Source organism: Kangiella sp. HZ709 (assembly GCF_009674675.1).
Lineage (GTDB): Bacteria > Pseudomonadota > Gammaproteobacteria > Enterobacterales > Kangiellaceae > Kangiella.
The window spans coordinates 751031-773935 of record NZ_WKJC01000001.1 but is presented as its reverse complement, the minus strand read 5'-3'; the positions used below and the strand labels follow the sequence as shown (position 1 = coordinate 773935).

20 protein-coding genes and 1 tRNA gene are annotated in these 22905 nt (G+C 40.7%); 18 read left to right on the top strand and 3 right to left on the bottom strand.

Features of this window, described 5'->3' with window-relative positions; translation table 11 throughout:
* Positions 1-134 precede the first annotated feature (134 nt).
* Complete coding sequence (locus GJS41_RS03445; RefSeq protein WP_154245916.1) at positions 135-386, top strand: hypothetical protein; 252 nt, start codon at positions 135-137, stop codon at positions 384-386.
* A 12-nt stretch (positions 387-398) separates the two neighbouring features.
* Here the strand turns inward: GJS41_RS03445 and rnt are convergent, their stop codons facing one another.
* On the bottom strand, positions 399-986 hold the full coding sequence (gene rnt, locus GJS41_RS03440; protein WP_154246967.1) for a ribonuclease T: 588 nt from the start codon (positions 984-986) through the stop codon (positions 399-401).
* A gap of 66 nt (positions 987-1052) precedes the next feature.
* A complete protein-coding gene (pyrC, locus tag GJS41_RS03435; RefSeq protein ID WP_154245915.1) occupies positions 1053-2099 on the bottom strand; it encodes a dihydroorotase in 1047 nt (348 codons plus the stop codon).
* Between the two features lie 140 nt (positions 2100-2239).
* Between pyrC and gloA the strand changes: the two genes are divergently transcribed.
* From gloA to GJS41_RS03410, 5 genes are all read left to right on the top strand, one after another.
* Positions 2240-2632 carry a lactoylglutathione lyase gene (gloA, locus tag GJS41_RS03430; protein WP_154245914.1) on the top strand — a complete coding sequence of 131 codons (393 nt, stop codon included), beginning with the start codon at positions 2240-2242 and terminating at the stop codon, positions 2630-2632.
* Between the two features lie 49 nt (positions 2633-2681).
* Positions 2682-3008 (top strand): hypothetical protein, encoded by a 327-nt coding sequence (locus GJS41_RS03425; protein ID WP_154245913.1) that lies wholly within the window; start codon positions 2682-2684, stop codon positions 3006-3008.
* Between the two features lie 169 nt (positions 3009-3177).
* A complete protein-coding gene (locus GJS41_RS03420; protein ID WP_370515614.1) occupies positions 3178-7782 on the top strand; it encodes a carboxypeptidase regulatory-like domain-containing protein in 4605 nt (1534 codons plus the stop codon).
* Positions 7783-7928: 146 nt separating this feature from the next.
* A complete protein-coding gene (locus tag GJS41_RS03415) occupies positions 7929-9875 on the top strand; it encodes a TonB-dependent receptor (RefSeq protein ID WP_195758331.1) in 1947 nt (648 codons plus the stop codon).
* A 54-nt stretch (positions 9876-9929) separates the two neighbouring features.
* Positions 9930-10322, top strand: a complete 393-nt coding sequence (locus GJS41_RS03410) for a hypothetical protein (RefSeq protein ID WP_154245911.1) — start codon at positions 9930-9932, stop codon at positions 10320-10322.
* Between the two features lie 49 nt (positions 10323-10371).
* On the opposite strand, the gene elbB is transcribed toward GJS41_RS03410, so the two are convergent.
* Positions 10372-11025 (bottom strand): isoprenoid biosynthesis glyoxalase ElbB, encoded by a 654-nt coding sequence (gene elbB, locus GJS41_RS03405; RefSeq protein WP_154245910.1) that lies wholly within the window; start codon positions 11023-11025, stop codon positions 10372-10374.
* A gap of 181 nt (positions 11026-11206) precedes the next feature.
* Here elbB and GJS41_RS03400 point away from each other — a divergent pair, with 181 nt between their 5' ends.
* From GJS41_RS03400 to GJS41_RS03345, 12 genes are all read left to right on the top strand, one after another.
* Positions 11207-13168, top strand: a complete 1962-nt coding sequence (locus GJS41_RS03400) for a M12 family metallo-peptidase (protein ID WP_154245909.1) — start codon at positions 11207-11209, stop codon at positions 13166-13168.
* On the top strand, positions 13165-13671 hold the full coding sequence (locus GJS41_RS03395; protein ID WP_154245908.1) for a DUF6174 domain-containing protein: 507 nt from the start codon (positions 13165-13167) through the stop codon (positions 13669-13671). Before GJS41_RS03400 ends, GJS41_RS03395 begins: the two co-directional genes overlap by 4 nt.
* A gap of 182 nt (positions 13672-13853) precedes the next feature.
* Positions 13854-15767 carry a threonine--tRNA ligase gene (thrS, locus tag GJS41_RS03390; RefSeq protein ID WP_154245907.1) on the top strand — a complete coding sequence of 638 codons (1914 nt, stop codon included), beginning with the start codon at positions 13854-13856 and terminating at the stop codon, positions 15765-15767.
* A 51-nt stretch (positions 15768-15818) separates the two neighbouring features.
* A complete protein-coding gene (gene infC, locus GJS41_RS03385) occupies positions 15819-16367 on the top strand; it encodes a translation initiation factor IF-3 (RefSeq protein WP_370515671.1) in 549 nt (182 codons plus the stop codon).
* 158 nt (positions 16368-16525) lie between these two features.
* Positions 16526-16723 (top strand): 50S ribosomal protein L35, encoded by a 198-nt coding sequence (gene rpmI / locus GJS41_RS03380; protein ID WP_154245906.1) that lies wholly within the window; start codon positions 16526-16528, stop codon positions 16721-16723.
* Positions 16724-16737: 14 nt separating this feature from the next.
* Positions 16738-17097 (top strand): 50S ribosomal protein L20, encoded by a 360-nt coding sequence (gene rplT / locus GJS41_RS03375; RefSeq protein WP_154245905.1) that lies wholly within the window; start codon positions 16738-16740, stop codon positions 17095-17097.
* Positions 17098-17212: 115 nt separating this feature from the next.
* Positions 17213-18241: a phenylalanine--tRNA ligase subunit alpha gene (gene pheS, locus GJS41_RS03370; RefSeq protein WP_154245904.1), complete on the top strand. Its 1029-nt coding sequence runs from the start codon at positions 17213-17215 to the stop codon at positions 18239-18241.
* A 12-nt stretch (positions 18242-18253) separates the two neighbouring features.
* Positions 18254-20632 carry a phenylalanine--tRNA ligase subunit beta gene (gene pheT / locus GJS41_RS03365; protein WP_154245903.1) on the top strand — a complete coding sequence of 793 codons (2379 nt, stop codon included), beginning with the start codon at positions 18254-18256 and terminating at the stop codon, positions 20630-20632.
* 41 nt (positions 20633-20673) lie between these two features.
* Positions 20674-20973, top strand: a complete 300-nt coding sequence (locus GJS41_RS03360) for an integration host factor subunit alpha (RefSeq protein ID WP_154245902.1) — start codon at positions 20674-20676, stop codon at positions 20971-20973.
* Entirely contained in the window at positions 20954-21313 is a 360-nt protein-coding gene (locus tag GJS41_RS03355) for a MerR family transcriptional regulator (RefSeq protein ID WP_154245901.1), read from the top strand. The genes GJS41_RS03360 and GJS41_RS03355 overlap by 20 nt, the downstream gene beginning before the upstream one ends.
* Positions 21314-21410: 97 nt before the next feature.
* A tRNA-Pro gene (locus GJS41_RS03350) sits at positions 21411-21487 on the top strand.
* A gap of 349 nt (positions 21488-21836) precedes the next feature.
* On the top strand, positions 21837-22905 hold a 1069-nt coding region (locus tag GJS41_RS03345; protein ID WP_195758330.1), incomplete at its 3' end, for a cadherin-like domain-containing protein.

Below are 22905 nucleotides of genomic sequence, written 5' to 3'. Positions count from 1 at the left end.
TGCTTTTGTTAATTTCATTAGATTTATTATGAATTGTCATCATTTTGTTGAGAAATCAGTTGCAATTAATCTAAATGAGAATTATTCTCATTTAAGAGTTGGGCAAACTTATTTTATGAATTTATGAGGGCAATATGACATTTACTATTAATGCTTGGTTAGACAAATCTACGCCAGAACTGATTGTTACAGAAGAAGACACAGGAATAATTGTGGCAAGCTGGGTAGGCCGAGCTTGTGACCAACTTTTTCAAACGGGAGTTGTTAGTTTGCAGGAACTCAATCAAGCAAGTAAAGCGGGCATTAAGAAGCTGGTAAAGAGGTTGCTGCTGGAATATGCCAGTGAACAAATGTGTATCACTGGTATTAAAGATTGCCCGCTTTGATCATTGGGTTAATTAAAGTTTCTTAGTGTTATTGACTAGATAACAAAACAATTCAGCAGTTTTCTTAGCATCATATAAAGCCGAGTGCGCATCTTTTTGGCTGAATGGAATATGAGCTAATTCGCAGGCCTGAGCAAGAACCGTGTGTCCCAGCACTAATGCTGATAAAGAAGCAGTGTCAAAACTGGTGAAAGGGTGGAATGGGTTTCGTTTGATTTTCACTCGTTCGACAGCCGCGTTCACAAAACTCAAGTCAAACCAGGAGTTATGACCGACTAGTACGCAGCGATTACAACCAGAGGCTTTTTGCTCTATACGCAAGCTTTTAAATATTTCTTGCAAAGCAAAATCTTCTTTTACTGCAGCGCGTAAAGGGTTCTTTAAATCGATGCCGGTAAAATCTAGAGCTTTTTGTTCGACATTGGCCCCTTCAAATGGCTCTACGTTAAAATGATAAGAATTTGCGACTTCGAGTTTGCCTTGCTTATCAAAACGGGTGGTGACTGCCGCAATTTCTAATAAAGCATCGGTTGAAGATTCAAAACCGCCAGTTTCAACGTCGACAATGACAGGGAAAAAACCGCGAAAACGATCTTTCATTTCAAATGCAGCCACTAGATATCCTTAGATTTTGTTGAGTCAGTTATATTAATTTTTAAGCGCTTGTTATTTTAATTTCCACTCAATCATTTCATCAGCGCGAAATGGTATCAAGTCTTCATTACCTAAATTGAGTTTTTTAGGCATTTTCCATTGTTCTTTGACTAAAGTAATAGTGCCTTCATTTCTTGGTAAGCCATAAAAATCAGGGCCATTAAAGCTGGCGAATGCTTCTAACCTGTCTAGAGCGTCTGCTTTTTCAAAGGCTTCTGCGTAAAGTTCCATAGCAGCATAAGCGGTATAAGCTCCAGCACAACCGCAAGACGATTCCTTGGCATCTTGTGAATGAGGTGCGCTGTCAGTGCCTAAGAAGAATTTTTTAGAGCCAGAAGTTGCCGCTTCATTCAAAGCTATTTGGTGCTCTGAGCGCTTTAAGATGGGCAAACAATATAAGTGAGGACGGATACCACCAACTAACATGTCATTACGATTGTGTAATAAATGGTGCGCTGTAATAGTCGCGGCCACGTTATCGCCTTGGCTATTAACAAAGTCAACAGCTTGCTTAGTCGTGATATGCTCTAATACTAATCGAAGTGTAGGAAATTTTTCTAACAAAGGTTTTAAGATGGTATCAATAAATTTTTCTTCGCGATCATAAATATCGATATGTGAATCCGTAACTTCACCATGTACTAATAGCGGTAAACCAAGCTCAGCCATTTTCTCAAATACAGGATAAGCATTTTCAACATTAGTTAAACCTGAGTCTGAATTGGTCGTAGCACCTGCAGGATATAGTTTACATGCGTAAATAAAATCAGCTGCGACAGCGGCTTCAATGTCTTGAACGCTGGTGTTATCTGTTAGATATAAAACCATTAATGGTTCAAGAAAAACCCCTGAAGGTGTATAGCGCTTGATAGCGTTATAATAGTCTTCAGCCATCTCAACATTAGTCACTGGCGGTACTAAATTGGGCATTACAATGGCGCGTGCAAATTGACGCGCCGCGTCTTGAACCGTGTGTTGCAGCGCTGCGCCTGAGCGTAGATGAATGTGCCAATCATCAGGCTGAGTAATGGTAATAGTATCCACAGTTTTAGTATCCATTTAGATTTGCTAAGTTGTTTTTGAAACACTGCCGCGAAACAGTTTTACAATCTCAATTGGCGGGCTATTATACGCAAGTGAGTTTAATTAGTAACTAGTTTTGGTATAGCATTTAGCTATAGCTGTTATAAGGAAAATGTATGCGTATCTTACACACCATGCTTCGAGTAGGCGATTTGGATAAATCGATAAACTTCTATACCCAGGTTTTAGGCATGAAGTTGATTCGTAAACATGATTACGAGTCTGGAAGGTTTACCTTAGCTTTTGTAGGTTATGGAGAAGAAAAGACTTCAACGGTCATAGAGTTGACTCATAATTGGGATACTCAGAACTATGAGCTAGGCAATGGTTTTGGTCATTTAGCGATTGCAGTTGACGATGTTTATATCGCTTGTGAGAAAATTCGTGATGCAGGTGGTAGGATCACTCGTGAACCAGGACCTATGAAACACGGCGATACCGTGTTAGCGTTTGCTGAAGATCCCGATGGTTATAAAATTGAATTATTAGAAGACCGTCACAATTCATGAAAAAAGTTTTTTTTATTAAATTGACTAGAAAGCTGCTTGGAGCAAATATATGAAATATAAATACATGATAGTTTTAAGTTTGTTATTGTTAGCAGCTTGTGAGAATACCGCTATGAAAAATGATTATAACAATGTAAATAAAACTGACAATAGAACGGTTAAAGCGGAAAACTTAAAAAGCGCCAGTCAGTCGGGAGCGCCTATGAGCACTGTGTCTGAGGCTGGTCAGAGCAGGAGCCTCACTGAGATTGCAACTGAACAAAAAAAACCTGCGTCGTACGAGTGTGAAGAGAAGTTCAAGAACAAGAATGGCATTTGCGAAGTTCCTAATCAACCCCATCCTAAATCGCTTATCAAACCGAAAACCAAAAAGTAACAGCAGATTCAACCTCTTTCGATACATTTTGACAATATTTTACAAATAGATTTAGTGCTATAAAACTTTGGCTTATGAGAATAAGAGGGGCATGTCTGAATCATCATTCAGATGAAACACAATAATAATGAATTTTTATTAATCTAACTAACTTTTCTAAGGAGTTAATGTGTCTGCTATAAAATCTAGCTGGAAGGCACTGTTATCACTGAGTTTGGTCAGCTCAATTGCACTTTCTGGTGCAGCTTTTGCTGATGACTCAAAGGTAAGAGTACACCTAGCAAAACCAAAAATCAGTAAGTCTCTAACAGAGCTTGCAAAGCCATTACCGGTACTCACCGAAGCGCGAAAATTTAAGATGCTTCAATCGGGTGATAAGGTACCTGGTATCAATAAAGTAAACCCTGTTCCAAATCAAAATTACCCATTTGGTAAAGAATACCAAGAGAAAAATGTGGGTAAAGATTTAACAGATACTGTTTTACAAAAGTCGAGCTCCATAGCTAAAGACGGTCTTCGCGATTTTAAAATGGCGACCGTTGGCGTAGGCTTTGACGGTATGGGCAACGTAACAGGTGCAGTTCCGCCTGATACGAATGCTGACGTTGGCCCTAACCACATTGTTCAAACGGTTAATACAGCATTAGCTGTTTATGACAAAGCAGGTAACGAGCTAGTTGCTCCAGTAGCAATCAACAGTCTTTGGGCTGGCTTTGGCGGTTTATGTGAAAGCACAAACCGTGGTGACCCGATTGTCTTATATGATTCGCAAGCTGATCGCTGGTTAATCAGTCAGTTTGCTTTCCCGGCGGGTTTTACTGATAACCGAAACTGTATTGCAATTTCACAAACAGGCGACCCTACTGGCGCATATTATTTGTATGATTTCTTATACAGCACGACCAAATTTAATGACTACCCTCACTATGGTGTTTGGACAGATGGTTATTACGCAGGTATTAACCAGTTCGCAGGTAGTCCATTATCTTTTGTTGGTTCTGGCGTAGTTGCATTTGAGCGTGACGCGATGTTGCAAGGTCAACCTGCTCAGCAAATAATCTTCGACTTGGAAACGACTTTCCCGAATGCATTTACTCCAATGCCTGCAGATATTGACGGTCCATTCTTACCTCCTACGGGTATGGCTGCTCCATTTGTAACTGCTGATACTGCTGGAGAAATGAATATTTGGAAGTTTGCCGTAGATTGGGCAACACCAGCTAATTCTACTTTCGAATTATCCTCAACAGTAACTGTTGCCCCATATAATGGCGCAGTGTGTGGTTTCTCTCGTGACTGTATTGTTCAGCCGAATACTCAGCGTTTAGATGTCATTGGTCAACGTATGATGTTCCGTGCGGCTTACCGTAATCTTAATGGTGTGAATAAGTTAGTTGCTAACCATACTGTTGTTGGTTCTGCTACGGATACTAATATTGCCGGTGTTCGTTGGTATGAGTTTGACTTAGCCGATGACGGCACTGCAACTTTAGCTAACAATGGTACCTATAATCTTGACGATGGTAATTCACGTTGGATGGGTAGTGCCGCTATGGATGCAGTAGGTAACATTGGTGTTGCATACAGTGTTTCAGGTCCTACACTTAATCCTTCGATCCGTTTCAGTGGTCGTTTAGCTGGCGACCCAGCTGATACATTAACGCTTCCTGAAACTGAGCTAAAAGCTGGTGAAGGCGCGCAACAAGGTGCAAACCGTTGGGGTGATTACTCAAGCTTAAGTGTTGATCCAGTTGATGATTGTACTATGTGGTATACCACTGAGTATTATACTGCTGCGAATAACAACTCTACTGGCTGGCAAACCTACATTGGTAGCTTCAAGTTTGATAACTGTGTTGCCGGTCCTGCAGGTGAAATTTCAGGTACTGTGACTAACCAAGCTGATGGCGCTGCTATTGCAAATGTACAGGTCACGATTGGTGCTTTAACTGTATCAACTGATGCAGATGGTAATTATTCGGCGACTTTACCAGTAGATACTGGTTATGAAGTTACAGCTTCTCGTTATGGTTGGATTTCAGCTACAACGACAGGTATCGATGTTGCTGAAGATGCAGTTGTTGATGTTGATTTTGTACTAGTGCCAGCTCCTCCAGTCACCGTTACAGGTACAGTGACAGACGGTTCAGGTTTAGGTGGAAACTTATATGCTGAAGTTGTAGTACAAGCCCCAGGCGCAACTATCTCTACCTTTACTGATCCAGTAACGGGCCAATACAGCTTAGATTTGTTTGAAGGTACTTTAGTACAAATTACAGCTATGGCTTTAGTTGATGGTTATTTAGCTCAGAGTGCGGACATTCTTCCTGAAAATACTCCAGTGCAAGACTTTGCTTTGTTAGTGGAAGGAAGTTGTACTGCTGACGGTTATGAGTTCCAATTCCCATCATTCTTCGAAGACTTTGAAGGTGGCGTTCCGCCGACAGATTGGGTAATTGCTGATACAGGTTCAGCTGGCGAAACATGGAAAGCTGCAACTTCAGCTGCCAGAGGTAACTTGTTAGGAACGGGTGAAGCCGCTCTTATTGATAGTGATGCAGGTGGTTCTGCGGGTAATACTGCAGGTACTTTGACCTCTCCAGTTATCAATGTTGCTGATTTAGCTTCGACAGAATTACAGTTCTCTAGTTGGTTCAGAACATTTGCTGGTGGTGACGTATATAACGTTGAAATCAGCGTTGATGGCGGTGCTTGGACATCTATCCTAGCCATGGTTCCTACTAACGTTGCAGAACGCTTATCAGTAGATTTATCGCCACAGATCACTGGCGCTACTAGCTTCCAACTTCGTTGGAACTATGATGCTTTCTTTGAGTGGTATGCATACGTTGATGACGTACAGATTGGTGAAACTACATGTGTTCCAAGATCAGGTGCTGTAGTTAAAGGCCTAGTAGTTGATGCTAATACTAGTGAAGCTTTAAATGGTGCTACGGTAACCGCTGGTCGTGAAGAAGCGAATACTATTGCTACGCCTGATGATGATAGTGTTGCTGATGGTTATTTCAGCATATTCGTTCCTGATACTGAAACTGAAGTAACAGTTTCTGCATCTAACTATGCGGATAATACTGTGGATGCTTCGGCTGTAGCGATAGCGAGCCCAATTGAACTAGATGCGGGTCTTATTGAAGTTGCTGCTGAATTACCAGCTACTGATGTAACCCAAGGTCGTGAAGGTTCTAGCACCATAGCAGTTGAAAATACTGGTAACGTGGATGCGAACTACACCTTTATCCTGGCTCAACTACCACCTTCTGGTAGTGTGGCAAATAAAGCAACGGGTCCATTCCATCCTTCTAGCCGTCATTTCGGTCCGAAAAACTTAGCCGACTTAGATACTAAGAAGATTCGTCATAAGTTTGATTATGCAAGCGTAAATATTCCAGAAAGCACAGTTGAATTTGTTGGGTTCTTCCCAGTGAATGGTGAAACAGGCTTCCCATGGGGTATTGGCTTCAATCAAGATAATGACAACTTCTGGGTAGGTGATTTGTTAGCTGGTGGTGGTCCATCAGATACCTTGTATCAATACGATGCAACCGGTAGCTTTACAGGCAACACTATCGATAACTCTGAAGTATCTGCAATCTTTGCCGCTGATATGGCCTACAACAACCGTACCGGCATGTTCTGGCAGGTTGAAGTTGGTGATGCTAACTGTATCCATGAAATTGATCCGGTAGGATTAACAGTGACTGGTAATCAAATTTGTCCTGCGTTTGGTACTTCTCAACGTGGCCTAGCTTATGACCCTTTGACTAATACTTTCTACTCAGGTTCTTGGAATGACAGTATTATTCATCAGTTCACTACAGACGGTACTTTGTTACGTTCCGTGAATGTTGGTCAGCCAGTTTCTGGTTTAGCAATTAACCCGGTAAATGGCAGCTTGTATGCAATGTTGAATGGCTCTAATCCGACGTTTGATGTGGTGGTATTCGATACAGCTACACCAGACTTGTTACCGATTTCTGCCTTTAACTTCCCTAACAACCAAGACTTCACAGGCGATGGTGTTAACGATGACTTGTTACCTGATGGTATTCAGTCTGGTTTAGCGATTGACTGTGATGGCAACTTGTGGACGCCTGTACGTGCATTTGGCGGCGTGATTGGTGTCGCAACTGGCGAAACCAATATTTGTGAGTGGAAAGAGCTGTCTTGGTTAAAGCTAAACACAGGTAACAGCGGTTTAGTTGCAGCCAATAGTTCAGCTGATGTTGAATTAGGCTTTAATGCTACTGAGCTTGAGCCAGGCACTTATCAAGCACAGTTAATCACTGCAAATGATACGCCTTACGGTGATAGCACAAGTCTAGTAACATTGAATGTTACTGCGCCAAACTTCGGTAGTTTAGGTATTACTACTACTGAAGCTTCTGAGAAAAATGGTGATGATGTTGTAATCACAGTTTCTAGAGCAGGCGGTTCTGACTTTGCTGTAACTGTAGATTATCAAACTGCTGACGGAACAGCTGTTGCTGGTACTAACTATTCGGCGACAACTGGTACTCTAACTTGGGCGGATGGTGATACAGCTGATAAAACTATCACGGTATCCACTATTAATACTTCACGTGAAACTGATTTAGGTTTCAGTGTAGTACTTAGTAATGCTCAAGGTGGTGCTACTATTGGTAACCCTTCTATTGGTGTAACCATTGAGGGTGATTCTGGTGGTAGCTTTGGATTAGCAATCTTAGCGATGTTAGGCCTATTAGGTCTTGCAAGACGCAGAAGATACACTTAATCTAAGCACCATAAAAACAAGAAGCACTGAAGGGGAACCTTCAGTGCTTTTTTAATTATTAACCTTTTTTAGATTTAAAATTTATCATCATGATTCGATTTATTTGTTTTTTTGCTCTTTTAGGATTTTCAACAATCTCGTTCCAATTGAAAGCTACGAAAGTATTAAAAGAAGAAAAAAGTAAAGTTACCGATCAAGCTAATTTCACAAAATCAGTGGATGGCTCAAAAGCTACAGAGGATGCAAAACCTGAGCAGCTAACCCAGCAAGAAAGGCAGTTACCTAATGAAGAAGCTAATTCTCGGGTGATAACCGTGTTAAGTTCAAAAGCACCGCAACACTTTACTGACTTGAGCACTAAAAATAGTTATGTGACTCCTAAAGATACTATCGGCGCAGCTAACCAACTTTTGGATTTGATTACAGAGATACCTGGTGTCACTGAAAATGGACAGTCAGGTTTATTTCAAACTTACTCGATTCGCGGGGTCTCTAGACAAAGAGTTTTAACCTATCTTTCGGATATACCCATTAAAGCAGAAAGGCGTGCTGGAGTAGCTGCGTCTTTTTTACATCCTTTATTACTCGACTCAGTGGAGGTAAAGAAAGGGCCAGCCTCAACATTATATCAATCTGGAAGTCTTGGCGGGGTTATTAAAATACAGCCTCGTTTTTTCAATGGAACTTCTTGGACAACGGATTATTACTCAGCGGGTAATAGCCAACAACATATCGTTGGTACTTCAGGTCAGGATTGGTCATTAGGTTTTGCCGGGCAGTTTGCTAACAATTCGCAAGATGCGAGAGGTATAGAATTAAATGATGGTTATAATCAATATTCAGCAAGTTTCATTAAGCAGTGGCATAGTGAAGATTTAGATTATGAAGTGATGCTTTTAGCCAGTAGAGGTGATGATATAGGACGTTCAAGCACTCGCTTTCCCGATAGAGTGGTGACTATACCGAACGAAGAGCACCTGTTAGGACAGTTTGCGGTTCAATCAGATAACTGGCGAGCTTCTATTTATTTACATCCTAACCAAGTAGAAACACTAACATTGCGCCCTGAAGACCGGACAAATGAAGTGCAGAACAAATCGAATGATTGGGGCTTTCATTTTGAGCAAGAGTGGCATGCTCAGCTTTTCGAGGGTCTCTACGGTTTGGATACCTTTGTTAGAAATAGTATTGACGCCTCCGATAAAAGCACTTCATTGACAGACGGTAGTGTGATTCTTACTGAATCACTTTCAGGAGCTTCAGAAAGAGAATCAGCAGCGTTTTTCACCTTAAACAAAGCTTTTGATTCAAGTAAATGGCAGCTCGGTATTCGCTTAATTAATAATGAGCAAAATAATCAAAGGAATACTATTGTTAATAACGCTTTGACCGGGTTTATTGGTAAGTCATTTGCTTTGTCGGATAATTTTTTGTTAACAACTTCACTTGGAACGGGGATTCGTTTCCCAACTGTCAGTGAGCGTTTTTTTGAAGGTACTACAGGAAGAGGTGAAGTAGAAGGTAATCCAAATTTAAAAGAAGAACGTTCTATTAGTGCCGATTTTGGACTGAAGTATTCTGACGCCAGTATTTCTCTTGCAGCCAATCTTTATCAGCAAAGAGTCAGTGATTATATCGAAAGAGTTGAAATTGCCCCTGAATTATTAAGCTTTCGCAATATCCAAGACGGGACGATTAAAGGTGTTGAGTTTGATGCAGTTTACAGCTTAAATAAAGAGCTAAAATTAAGCTTCTTTACTAGTTTCATCGAAGGTGAAGACCAAGGGGGTAATCCTCTAGTGGATATCCCTTCTCACCGCTCTAAGCTTAAGCTTGATTATCAAGCTGAGAAATATCTCCTAAAGTTTGGGATGGAGTATCGTCAAGATAAAAGCCCTACTGCAGCAGGGGAGAAGTTTATAGGCAACGCTTTACTGGCAGATGTCTCATTTGCGTATCTGTTCAATGATAAGTTTCGCATTCAATTTAGTTTAGATAATTTGTTGGATGAAGACTATTTCTCATCGGCGGATGAACTAGCGCCTCTAGCAAATGGTCGCGAGTGGGGAATCAGCATTACTAAGCAATGGTAATTCTAGTTGGTTGAATTTAGAATAATGCCTCAATTTTGATGAGAGTCGTATCCGATGCCTAAAAGTGCCAAAACTGTATTAACTATCAATTCAATATTAATGATTACTTTATTGGTATTAGCGTTTCAGGTTTATATGAACTGGCAGGGCGAGTACTTTCTAGCATTTCTAAGTGCTGCCATGATTGGTGGTCTATTTTTATGCCAGATGGTTATTATGTATCGCGGACAAAAACTCTGGAATACTTTACGCGGTATTTTATATGTCTTAGCACTTTTAGTGGCTTTGTACTTTGTCGTCTCTCTAGCGGCCTTGTTTAGCATTATTGGCTTTATAAAATGTTTCAGCGCTTTGTTACTAGCATTTTATTTGATTGGTCTTCGAGGTTACCTAAATTCAAAAGGATTTCTAGGTTATTTTACTGGCCTAGAATCTCCTACAAAATAGCATATCTATATCGCATTGCTGTGGGATATTTGCCGGCCTTAATTATATGTTAAGAACTTAAAGTAATTAACTCTCTTACTAAGGCATTAGCACCTTGGTAGATATCTGAGACTTTGGCGTCAAGCATATAACAGGGCGTAGTGACTAGTTTATTGACGGGATCAACAAGGACTTCGCCGTGATTGCTATTAGAGTGGTTTGCCCCCATTGACTCAAGTGCCTTTGCAACATCGGTATCATTCCCAATGGTCAAGTTCGCATCAGGAATTAATTTCGCCAAGATAACCGGAGCTATACATAAAGCGCCGATGGGTTTCTTCGCAGAGTAGGTTTTGCGAACAGCAGCTTCAACGTCAGAATTAATTTTACAAGCCGCACCATCTATAGCAAAAGTGGATAAATTGAGCGCAGCTCCAAATCCACCAGGCATCACTAAAGCATCGAAGTTCGCTACCTCAAATTCGGATAAGGCTTTGATATCACCTCGTGCAATTCGAGCCGATTCGATAAGTACATTTCTACTTTCAAAAGCAGATTCGCCTGTTAAATGGTTTTGTACTTTAAATTGCTCAATATCGGGAGCAAAGCACTGGTAGCTAGCACCTTGTAGGTCTAAAGCTAATAAGGTCATAACAGACTCTTGAATTTCTGCACCATCTTGAAAACCACAACCTGAAAGAATAACTGCAACCGATTTTGCCATTAATATTTCCTTTGATCTAAACATGAAATTTACGAAAGCTGATGAATATATAATACCTTAACTGATTGATACTTTTAATTATTAATGGCGACTTTTGAGATTTGGGTTCTAGTTCACAGGCGAATCTTACTTAGTCATTATGATAGTGTGAAGCTTATCTTGATTTGGATGTGAATAACGTATGTCAGCTATAAAAGTAAAATGTATCAAATGGTTAGCAACCATTGCTATTATTGGACTAGGTTCAATAAACGCTGTAGCAGAAGAAGCCTTGCTGGTCTTTGAAAACCAATCAATTCCAATCGAGTTAAAAGCTAACCAACAATTATCGAACAAGATTAACTTTAAGCATAAAGCGCCCAATTCTAGGAAAGATAATTCTGAGCATTTTAAAGCTACTATTAATCAATATGATAGATCTTGGATCAGAACTTCTAAAATTAATGAACAATGGACAGGTCTGGCGTCAATAGATGGTCAGCTTTATGAAGTTGTTTCGGTAACTGGCAATGCTATTGAGTTAACTCCACTTAATACTCATCAGCATGACACGAGTTGCGGAGTCGAACATGAAACTGAAAGACATAATCCAAAAACGGATTTTTTAAAACAATTTATAGGTGAGTCTCAGCAAAATGAGACACATACTTCCCATCAAATTCAAGCGCAACCTTTGTATTTATCTTATAACAAGCAGCAAGCAGTCTGTTCCGATGCCATTGGTGGTGTTTGTAGTTTTGCCGAGATAGAGTTTGTGTTCGATCAGCTCTATCAAGATCGTTTTGCAGCTAACGAATTAGTTAGCCAAACTAATGCTTTAATTAATATTATTGAAGGTTTTTATGAAAATGATTTTAATATTCGTTTTAACAGCATCACTGTAGAATTTTTACAAGCAGAAACTTTTGATACGACAACAGATGCACGAGACTTTTTAACTGATGTTCGTCAAAGAAAATCCAATGATCAATTAGGTTTTATTAAGAACAAACGTAGTTTATTGCATGTAGTGACAGGTCGAAACTTTGACGGCAGTACTGCAGGGGTAGCCTATGTTGGCGTTTTGTGCAGCAATTCGGGGTTTAGCAGTGGGGTAACCAATTTAATTCCAAGTTCGGGAGGGACTCCGCGTTTACCTATAACGGCTTTAGTTATCGCTCATGAACTAGGGCATAACTTTGGTTCAGGTCACGACAGTGATGGTAATTCTTGCCCTAGTTCTGGTTTTGTAATGGCCGCTAGCGCAAGCGGTTCGGCAACTAATTTTTCTAGCTGTTCGATTGACGTAATGACTCAAGAATATAATGACTTAACTAATCCTCAAGCATGTTTTGATTTTCCTTTGGAGTTAGCGATAGCTTCGGATCCAGGCAATTCGCAAGACATGATTGTTATGCAAGCAGCTGATTTAAATTTTGATGTCTCGTTAGAGCTGCCCAGCGGCGCTACCTTAAATCAAGTGGGTTTAGTTGGATCAATACCAGCCCAAACGGGTCGTTTTAATGTCGTTAGCTTTGCAGGCACCACTTGCTCAATTGATACTGATGGTGCTTCGTTCGATTGCCAACTAGCAAATCCCTCAGCGGCTTCTAGTATTAATATCAACGTGACCCCATTAACTACCGACTTCGAATTATCACAAGAAGTCAGTGTTTCTAGTGACTTTGTAGATGTAGATTTGACTAATAATCAATTAACTTCTAGTTTTAATGTCAGTCAAATAATGGTGCCTGCTGCAGTGACTAATTTAACGGCTTCAGAATCGAATAATATCGTAACTTTAAATTGGTCTGATAATTCTGATAATGAGGATGGTTTTAGACTCGAACGTAGTGATAATAATGGCGCATTCAATCAAATTGTTGAGCTTGCATCTAATGTGATGTCTTATCAAGATTCCAATGTCAGTGATGATAATGATTATAGCTATCGATTAATTGCTTTTAACGCAGGCGGAGATGCCAGCGCTTCCAATACAGTCAGTATCAGTTTAGAAGCTCCGCCAGCGCCTCCTGCACCAGCACCAGATGATGGCGGTTCAGGAGGCGGCTTGGCTCAATGGTGGTTGTTAGCCTTGTTGCTCTTACGCTATGGAGTTAATATAAAAGGCGTTAACTTTAAAGAGACTAAGAATAGCAAATGATTAAAACTATAAAAATAGATTGGATTCTTTTGATGCTACTAACCTTAATCACGAGTTTTGGTTGTAAACAGCAAGTCACTCCCTATCCAGAGTCAAAACCACAAGTTGGCAACTTTATAGATAATCGGGGACAGACTTGGCAGGATTTGCAGGAACACAAAGCACTTTGGGAAGCAAAAACTAGTGGTAATTATCAGATAACTTTTCAACAAAGCTGCTTTTGCCCGCAAGAATTTACTCAGCCATTTCAGTTAACGGTAGCCAATGGCAAGATAGTCAAGGCAATAGATAAAGACAATAAACCGGCCCAAAAACAAACCATGGAAGCTATCAAGACCGTGGAACAAGTTTTTGCAATGTTAAACAAAGCCACCAAAAGCGCCGAGTTAATCGAAGTTCAATACGACTCAGAGTTTGGATATCCAAAATTAGTGTTTATAGACCATGAACAAATGATGGCAGATGAAGAGGTGAGAATTAGTTTGAGTGGTTTAAAGCTGTAAGCAGACCAAAACCATTCAGTGAGGCTTTAAAATTAACCCTTGAGTCTAGCGTCAGATCCTTTATCATTAGCTTATCTATTGCTCAAGAAGGGGCGGCATTCTTAGTCAGCACCTTCGGCAATCATTACCAAAACTTTATATAGGCCGTTGGTAAGGCTTATTGAAAACAGAGAGAACAGAAAATGCCAGTCATAACATTACCTGATGGTAGCAAACGTGAGTTTGATGATGCTGTATCGGTTTACGATGTCGCCCATAACATTAGTCCTGGATTAGCCAAAGCCGCTTTAGCCGGAAAAATCGATGGCGAAATGGTGGATACCAGTTTCGTAATCGATAAAGACTCGAATTTAGCCATTATTACCGATCGTGATGATGACGGTTTAGAAGTGATTCGCCACTCAACAGCGCATTTATTAGCGCAAGCGACTCAGCGTTTATTTGATAATGTTCAGGTGACTGTAGGTCCAGTGATTGAAGATGGCTTCTTCTATGATTTTGCTACCGAGCGTCCTTTTACCGATGAAGATTTAAAAGCCATCGAAAAAGAGATGAATCGTATTGTGAAGCAAAACTTAAAAGTTGAGCGCTCGATTATGGGCCGTGACGAAGCGATTAGTTTCTTCCGCGATATGGGCGAAGAATATAAAGCCGAAATCATCGAAGAAATCCCTGCTGGCGAAGAACTGTCTTTATACAAGCAAGGCGATTTTATTGATTTATGTCGTGGTCCTCACGTTCCTTCAACAGCCAAGTTAAAAGCTTTCAAATTGATGAAAGTGGCTGGAGCATACTGGCGTGGTGATCCAACAAAGCCTATGTTGCAAAGGGTTTACGGAACTGCCTGGCCGAAAAAAGAGGATTTAAAAGCCTATCTTCATCGTTTAGAAGAGGCTGAAAAGCGTGATCACCGTAAGATTGGTAAAGCGCAAGATTTATTCCACTTACAAGAAGAAGCACCGGGTATGGTCTTCTGGCATGACAATGGTTGGAGTATTTATCGTACTTTAGAACAATATATCCGCGATCGTTTACAGGCGCAGAACTATCAAGAGGTAAGAACGCCACAAATTGTTGACCGCACATTATGGGAAAAGTCGGGTCATTGGGATAAATTTTCAGATGGCATGTTTACGCTTGAATCCGATCACAAAGACTTTGCAGTAAAACCAATGAACTGTCCGTGTCACGTTCAGATATTTAACGTTGGTTTGAAGTCTTACCGTGATTTGCCGTTACGCATGGCTGAGTTTGGTTCTTGTCACCGTAATGAGCCATCAGGCGCTTTACACGGCATTATGCGTTTGCGTAATTTCGTTCAAGATGATGCGCATATTTTCTGTACCGAAGATCAGATTCAAGAAGAAGTGACTCAATTTATTGAGTTGTTATATGACGTTTATGCTGATTTTGGTTTTACTGATTTAATCGTGAAGCTTTCAACTCGTCCGGAAGAGCGTGTTGGTTCGGATGAGGTTTGGGATAAATCTGAAGCCGCATTGGCAGAAGCATTGAAAGCCAGCGATATTGAATTTGAGTACCAACCTGGCGAAGGTGCTTTCTATGGTCCAAAAATCGAATTCACGCTAAAAGATTGTCTGGGTCGTCATTGGCAATGTGGCACTATGCAGGTCGATTTTTCGATGCCAGGTCGATTGGGCGCGGAATATATTGACGAAAATGGTGATAAAGCAGTTCCAGTAATGTTGCATCGGGCTATTTTGGGATCTTTAGAGCGATTTATCGGTATTTTGATTGAAGAATATGCGGGCAAATTCCCAGCTTGGTTGGCCCCAACTCAAGCCGTAATTATGAACATTACGGACAAACAGGGCGAATTTTGCCAAAAAACAGCAGAAACTTTGAAAAATAAGGGTTTTAGAGTCAATTTAGACTTGAGAAATGAGAAGATCGGCTTTAAAATTCGCGGTCAGACTTTGGCACGTGTGCCATACCTCTTGGTCGTTGGTGATCGAGAAGTCGAAAATGGTCATGTTGCGGTACGAACTCGAGAGGGTGAAGACCTAGGAAGCATGAGCATTGAAGCCTTTGCAGAACTGCTTGAGAAAGCAGTGGCCGCTAAAGGACGCAAGTAGCGACTTAAATAGCGGACATAAACAAAGTTAAGAATATTATTACAGAGGGTAATTACCATTAGAAAACATGACAAGCGCGGCGGTTTTAAAAACAGACAGCGCATAAATGACGATATCACCGCACGTGAAGTGCGATTGATTGACGCCACAGGCGAGAACGTTGGCGTTGTTTCACTAGATGAAGCACTACAATCAGCAAAAGGTTCTAGCTTAGACTTAGTGGAGATTTCTCCGGAAGCTGAACCTCCAGTCTGTAAAGTCATGGATTTTGGTAAGTATCGTTTTGAGCAGAAAAAAGCTAAAGCTGCTGCCAAAAAGAAACAAAAAGTAACCCATGTAAAAGAAATCAAGTTCCGTCCAGGAACTGATATAGGGGATTATCAGGTAAAACTACGCAACCTGATACGTTTCCTAGAAGACGGGGACAAGGCGAAAATCACAGTTCGCTTCCGCGGTCGAGAGATGGCGCATCAAGAGCTCGGAATGGAGTTATTGAAGCGTGTTGAAAAAGACTTGGAAGAATACGGTTCTGTTGAGAGTCGTCCGTCTATGGAAGGTCGTCAAATGACGATGATGATAGGTCCCAAGAAAAAGAAATAAGTTCACTTATTTCTTTTTGATAGGTTGGATGGAAAGGTGTTGTAACCCGAACGTCCGTTTTTGTAACTAGTTATGGCTTTTAACGATTGACTGCTAGCTTTTTAGTAGAGCAAGCATGAACAATGGCCTTAACGGGTAACTAATGCGAGTATTTAACTATGCCAAAAATGAAGACTGATAGCGGTGCTTCGAAGCGTTTTAAGAAAACAGCTTCAGGCCGTTATAAACACAAACAAGCACACTTGCGTCATATTTTGACCAAGAAATCCACTAAGCGTAAGCGTCATTTGCGTCATGGTAAATTGGTAGATGCTGCCGATACCAAGCAAATCGATCGTATGCTTCCTAACGGTTAATAGAGGATTAAAAGATGCCTAGAGTAAAACGTGGTGTGACTGCACACGCTCGTCACAAGAAAATTTTAAAGCAAGCTAAAGGTTATTATGGTGCTCGTTCGCGCGTATACCGTGTAGCTAAGCAAGCTGTAATTAAAGCTGGTCAATATGCATACCGTGACCGTCGTCAGCGCAAACGTCAATTCCGTGCTTTATGGATTGCTCGTATTAATGCTGAAGCTCGTGTAAACGGTTTGTCTTACAGCAAGTTCATCAATGGTTTGAAAAAATCAGAGATTGAAGTTGACCGTAAAATGCTAGCTGAATTGGCAGTGTTCGACAAAGTAGCTTTTGCTGCTTTTGCAGAACAAGCAAAATCTGCCCTAGAAGCTTAATCCTAATTTAAATTTAAATATTTTTTAATTCTAAATTTAGGTTCTTATAAAAAGGAAGGGCAGCGATGTCCTTCCTTTTTTTTATAACAAATATTTATTGATACTGAGAATTATCATGTCCGATCAAGAAACAAGCTTAGAAGCGATTATTGAACAAGCAAAAGAAGAAATTGATGCGATTGAAAAATTACCTGAACTTGATCAGGTTAAAGCTCGCTTTGTTGGTAAAAAGGGCTTAATCACTGCAAAAATGCAGCAGATGGCTAAGTTGCCGCCTGAAGAAAAGCCAAAGTTTGGCGCTAAAGTTAACCTAGCAAAACAAGCTGTATTCAAGATAATCGAAGCTAAACAAAAAGCCCTCAAAGATGCACAAATCGCAGCCCAATTAGCCAGCGAAACCATTGATGTGACTTTAGCGGGACGTAACGTTTCTCGTGGTGGTGTGCACCCAGTCAATAGAACCCTAGAGCGTATTGAATCTTATTTCTCGCAAATGGGTTTTGAGGTCTCAGAAGGCCCAGAAATTGAAGATGATTTCCATAATTTCACGGCGCTTAATATTCCTGACCATCATCCAGCTAGAGCGATGCATGATACTTTCTATATAGATTCAGAAAGATTGTTAAGAACGCACACCTCGCCGGTACAGGTAAGAGTAATGGAAGAGCAAAAGCCACCATTAAGAATTATCGCACCAGGTCGAGTATACCGTTGTGATTCGGATCTAACTCATACCCCAATGTTCCACCAAGTTGAAGGTCTATTGGTTGATGAAAGCACTACATTTATAGACTTAAAGGGTATTTTAGATGAGTTCTTAAAGCAGTTCTTCGAAAAAGATGTGAAGACACGTTTTAGACCATCATACTTCCCATTTACAGAACCTTCTGCAGAAGTAGATGTTGAGTGTGTAAGTTGTAGCGGAGAGGGTTGCCGTGTGTGCTCTAAGACGGGTTGGTTAGAAGTCTTAGGTTGCGGCATGGTACACCCAAACGTTTTAAAAGCCGTCGGTATCGATAGTGAAAAATATACAGGCTTTGCCTTCGGAATGGGTGTTGAGCGCTTAACTATGTTGCGTTACGGCGTTAACGATTTGCGTCTTTTCTTTGAGAATGATATTAACTTTTTAAAGCAATTTAATTAAGGATTTACCAAAATGAAATTTAGTGAAAATTGGTTAAGAGAATGGGTTAATCCAAATATTTCTACTGAAGAGTTAGTAGAGAAATTAACAATGGCTGGGTTAGAAGTTGATGCATTTGAATTTTTAGGGAATAATTTTTCTAAAGTAGTCGTTGGCGAAATTGTTGCTGCAGAAAAACACCCAGATGCAGACAAATTGCAAGTGTGCAGCGTTAATGTAGGCGATAAATCAGATGAAGATTTGCAAATCATTTGTGGTGCGCCAAATGCTAGAAAAGGTATTAAAGTTGCTGTTGCGATGATCGGTGCTGTCTTACCGGGAGATTTTAAAATTAAGAAAGCGAAGCTTCGCGGTGTGGCTTCATTTGGAATGTTGTGTTCAACCAAAGAGTTAAATTTGGGCGAAGATCATGATGGTATTATGGAGTTGTCTGAGGATGCAGTAATAGGCCAAGATTTTGTCGATTATATGCAACTTAATGACACAGAAATTGATGTGGATTTAACGCCAAACCGTGGTGATTGTTTAGGTATTCGCGGCATCGCTCGTGAAGTTGGTGTTTTAACCCAAACTGAAGTTAATGAAGTTCAGCCTAGACCGATTGAAGCTACTATAAAAGATGTTTTACAGATCGACCTTTCTGCTCCTAATGCATGCCCACGTTATTTAGGAAGAGTTATAAAAGGGATTAATCCAAGTGTGAAAACTCCAGACTGGATGGTTAGAAAAATAGAGCGCTCAGGTGTTCGCTCAATCGATCCTGTGGTTGATATAACTAATTTTGTATTATTGGAATTAGGCCATCCGATGCACGCTTTCGATTTAAACAATATCAATGGCGGTATTGATGTGCGAATGGCTAAGCAAGATGAAAAGCTAACTTTACTGGACGGCCAAGAAGTTAACCTTTCCGATAATACTTTAATGATTGCTGACCATAAAAAATCGTTAGCTATTGCTGGAGTTATGGGCGGTGAATTTTCTGGCATCAACTCAAAAACTAAAGACGTTTTTTTAGAGTCAGCTTATTTTGATCAAGTTGCCATCGCTGGGCGTGCTCGTCAATATGGTCTGCATACAGATGCATCTCATCGTTACGAACGTGGTGTCGATTTTGAATTACAACGCACAGCTATGGAGCGCGCTACAGAATTATTATTGGATATTGTAGGCGGTGAAGCTGGCGAAATTATTGAAGCGGTAAATACTGAACATTTACCAGAGAAAAGGAATTTAATTTTACGTCGTGCAAGAATCGAAAGGCTAGTGGGTTTTGCTTTTGAAGATACGCAAGTTGAAGACATTTTGACGCGTTTAGGTTTAGAGTTAACAACCAACTCTGAAGGTTGGAACGTGTTAGTTCCTTCGTTCCGTTTTGATATAGATAATGAAGAGTCATTGATAGAAGAGTTGGTTAGAGTATTTGGTTACAACAATCTACCAACGCGTAAGCCTGTTGCGGAAATGAGCATGTATCGCCTGCCCGAAAATCGCGTCTGGAAAAATCAAATGCGCGAAGTGTTGGTTGATCGTGGTTATCAAGAAGCGATAACTTATTCTTTTGTTGAGCCTGAATTACAAAAGAAATTACAGCCTGGTGATGAACCATTACCGTTAATGAATCCAATCTCTAATGAATTAGGGGTTATGCGTACTAATTTACTAGCAGGCCTGGTTCAGGCTGCGAAATTTAACGTTAACCGTCAACAATCTCGTGTGCGTCTATTTGAAATTGGCTTGCGATTTGATAACTCAGGGACTGAACTTAAACAAATCCCAACCATTGCTGGTTTGATTGGTGGTTCGCGTCTAGAAGAACAATGGAATGATGATGGTGGTAAAGTCGACTTTTATGATTTGAAAGGCGATCTAGAATCTGTTTTAGATTTAACGAAATTAGACTATAGCTTTGACGTTACTCAAAAAGACATTCTGCATCCTGGACAGTCGGCGATAATTATTCACCAAGACAAGGAAGTTGGTTACATTGGAAAAATCCATCCAGGATTACAACAAGAACTTGATTTAGACATGGAAAGCTTCGTTTTCCAGTTAGATTTAGAAGCTATTTCAGAGCGTCAATTACCTCAATTTCATTCTCTATCAAAATTTCCATCAATCCGCCGAGATTTGGCTTTAGTGGTCGAAGATCAGGTAAAAGGTGCGGAATTGATTGATTTTATTGTAAAAAATGGTGCTGACTTGATGACAGATGTGCGTATTTTTGATATATACAGAGGTGAACATCTAGAAGCAGGAAAGAAAAGCGTCGCAATAGCCATGACTTTGCAGCATCCAGAGAAAACTTTGGAAGAGAGTGAAATCACTCAAGTTATGGATAAACTAATTAGCGGTCTTGAGCAAAGCTTCTCTGCAACACTTAGAGCTTAATTAAGTAGTTTGAGTTGCAGTTGATAATGAGAGGATAAACTATGGCATTAACCAAGGCCGATATGGCAGAACGTTTATACGAGGAATTAGGTCTAAATAAGCGTGAGTCAAAGGAAATCGTTGAGGGCTTTTTTGAAGAAATCAGAGATGCCCTAGAAGATGGTTATAATGTTAAACTTTCAGGATTCGGTAACTTTGAATTGCGTGACAAGGCATCACGCCCTGGAAGAAACCCAAAAACTGGTGAAGAGGTGGCCATAAGCGCTAGGCGTGTGGTGACGTTTAAACCTGGACAAAAATTAAGAGGGAAAGTAACTCATTATGTTGGAACCGACCAATAATAACGAATTACCGCCGATCCCGGCGAAACGCTACTTTACCATTGGTGAAGTTAGCGAGCTATGTGCAGTAAAACCTCATGTTTTGCGTTACTGGGAACAAGAGTTTGAGCAGCTTGATCCTGTTAGACGTGGCAATAGACGCTATTATCAAAGAGGTGATGTATTAGTAGTTCGTCAAATCCGTTCATTATTATATGAGAATGGCTATACAATTGGTGGTGCTAGACAGTGTCTAAATGAAGGCGAAGAAACGGAACAATCTTCTGGACCTTCTAAAGCACAAATCGATGATTTAATAGAAGAATTAGAGAAAATCAAAGAACTACTTACAGCTGCTTAAATTTACTGATGTAAATTCTTGCAAATACCAAAAGATGCGGTACCATTGGCACCGCATTTTTAATGCCTGTTGATTCGTTCGACTATCAGCAACAAATCGGAGCGTGGCGCAGCTTGGTAGCGCACTTGCATGGGGTGCAAGGGGTCGGAGGTTCAAATCCTCTCGCTCCGACCAATTTTCAAACAAATCACTAGTTTCCCTTAAAAATATTATGTGTATCGATTTGTATCAGCAATGTAAAATCTATAGAAATGTGATTGAACTCTCTTTTTCTTGTAAGCCATTGTTTTTATTCGCTTTTCTTTTGTTAATGCAAATATGACTTAATTTACATTTTAATAATACTATCAATAACATATAGCAAATAAGTTAAATTCAAATATACTATCCTGTATATAAAAGTAATTGCGCTTGAAGGGTACATAAATAAAGCCTCATTTATTTATGTTTTAGGAGCATGCAATTGATTAAGGAAAACAATTACTAAAACAAACTTAATTGTGACCTACTGGTTAAAGTCATTATGAATAAATTTTTCATTAGTTTGAAAAAAGCTGCGCTAATTTCCGGCCTCATGTTACTGAGCAGCTATGCAATCTCTGCTGATTACCCTGCAACAGTTACTAACAAAGTTACCGTAACTTTACCTGCTGGCGTAACCGATCCTGATTTATCGAATAATACTGATGGCCCGCCGGCCTGTATACCAGGTACCGACTTCACTACCGATAACGCAGATGATCCTGAAAAAGCGTGTGCTAGTGATACTAACTCTCTACTAGCTAACATTCCGCAGCCCACCAAATCATTTTCGCCTTTAACAATTGATGTTGGTCAGGTATCAACCCTGACTATAACTTTAACCAATAACAATTCTTTTGTTGCCACTTTACAAGCGAATTTAGTTGACACTTTACCTTCTGGCATAGTTGTTGCTCCGACCCCTAATGCATCAACCACTTGTGGTAGTGCAACACTCACTGCTGCAGCGGGAGCTGGATCTATAACATTGGCTTCAGGAGCAACTATTCCTTCAGGTTCACCTGGCTCTTGTACTATCACTGTTGATGTAACCAGCTCAACAGGCGGTACCTTTACCAATCAATTTGCGGCAGGTGCCTTAGATACCGGCTTAGGTGCAAGTACGGCTTCTAGTGCCAATTTAACCGTGAACGACACGCCAACGGCGACCGATGACAGCAATACGGTGGCAGAAGACGGCTCGATTACCGGCGCTTCGGTTGCGGGTAACGACACCTTAGGCGGTGACGGCGGCGACTTAGCGACCGCGTTCAGCTTGGATACCGACGTGTCTAACGGCACCTTGACCTTCAATGCTGACGGCAGTTACGACTACAGCCCGGATGCGAACTTCAACGGCACCGACAGCTTCACTTACATCATCACCGATGCTGATGGCGACACGGACATCGCGACCGTAACCATTACGGTGACGGCGGTGGATGACACGCCAACGGCGACCGATGACAGCAATACGGTGGCAGAAGACGGCTCGATTACCGGCGCTTCGGTTGCGGGTAACGACACCTTAGGCGGTGACGGCGGCGACTTAGCGACCGCGTTCAGCTTGG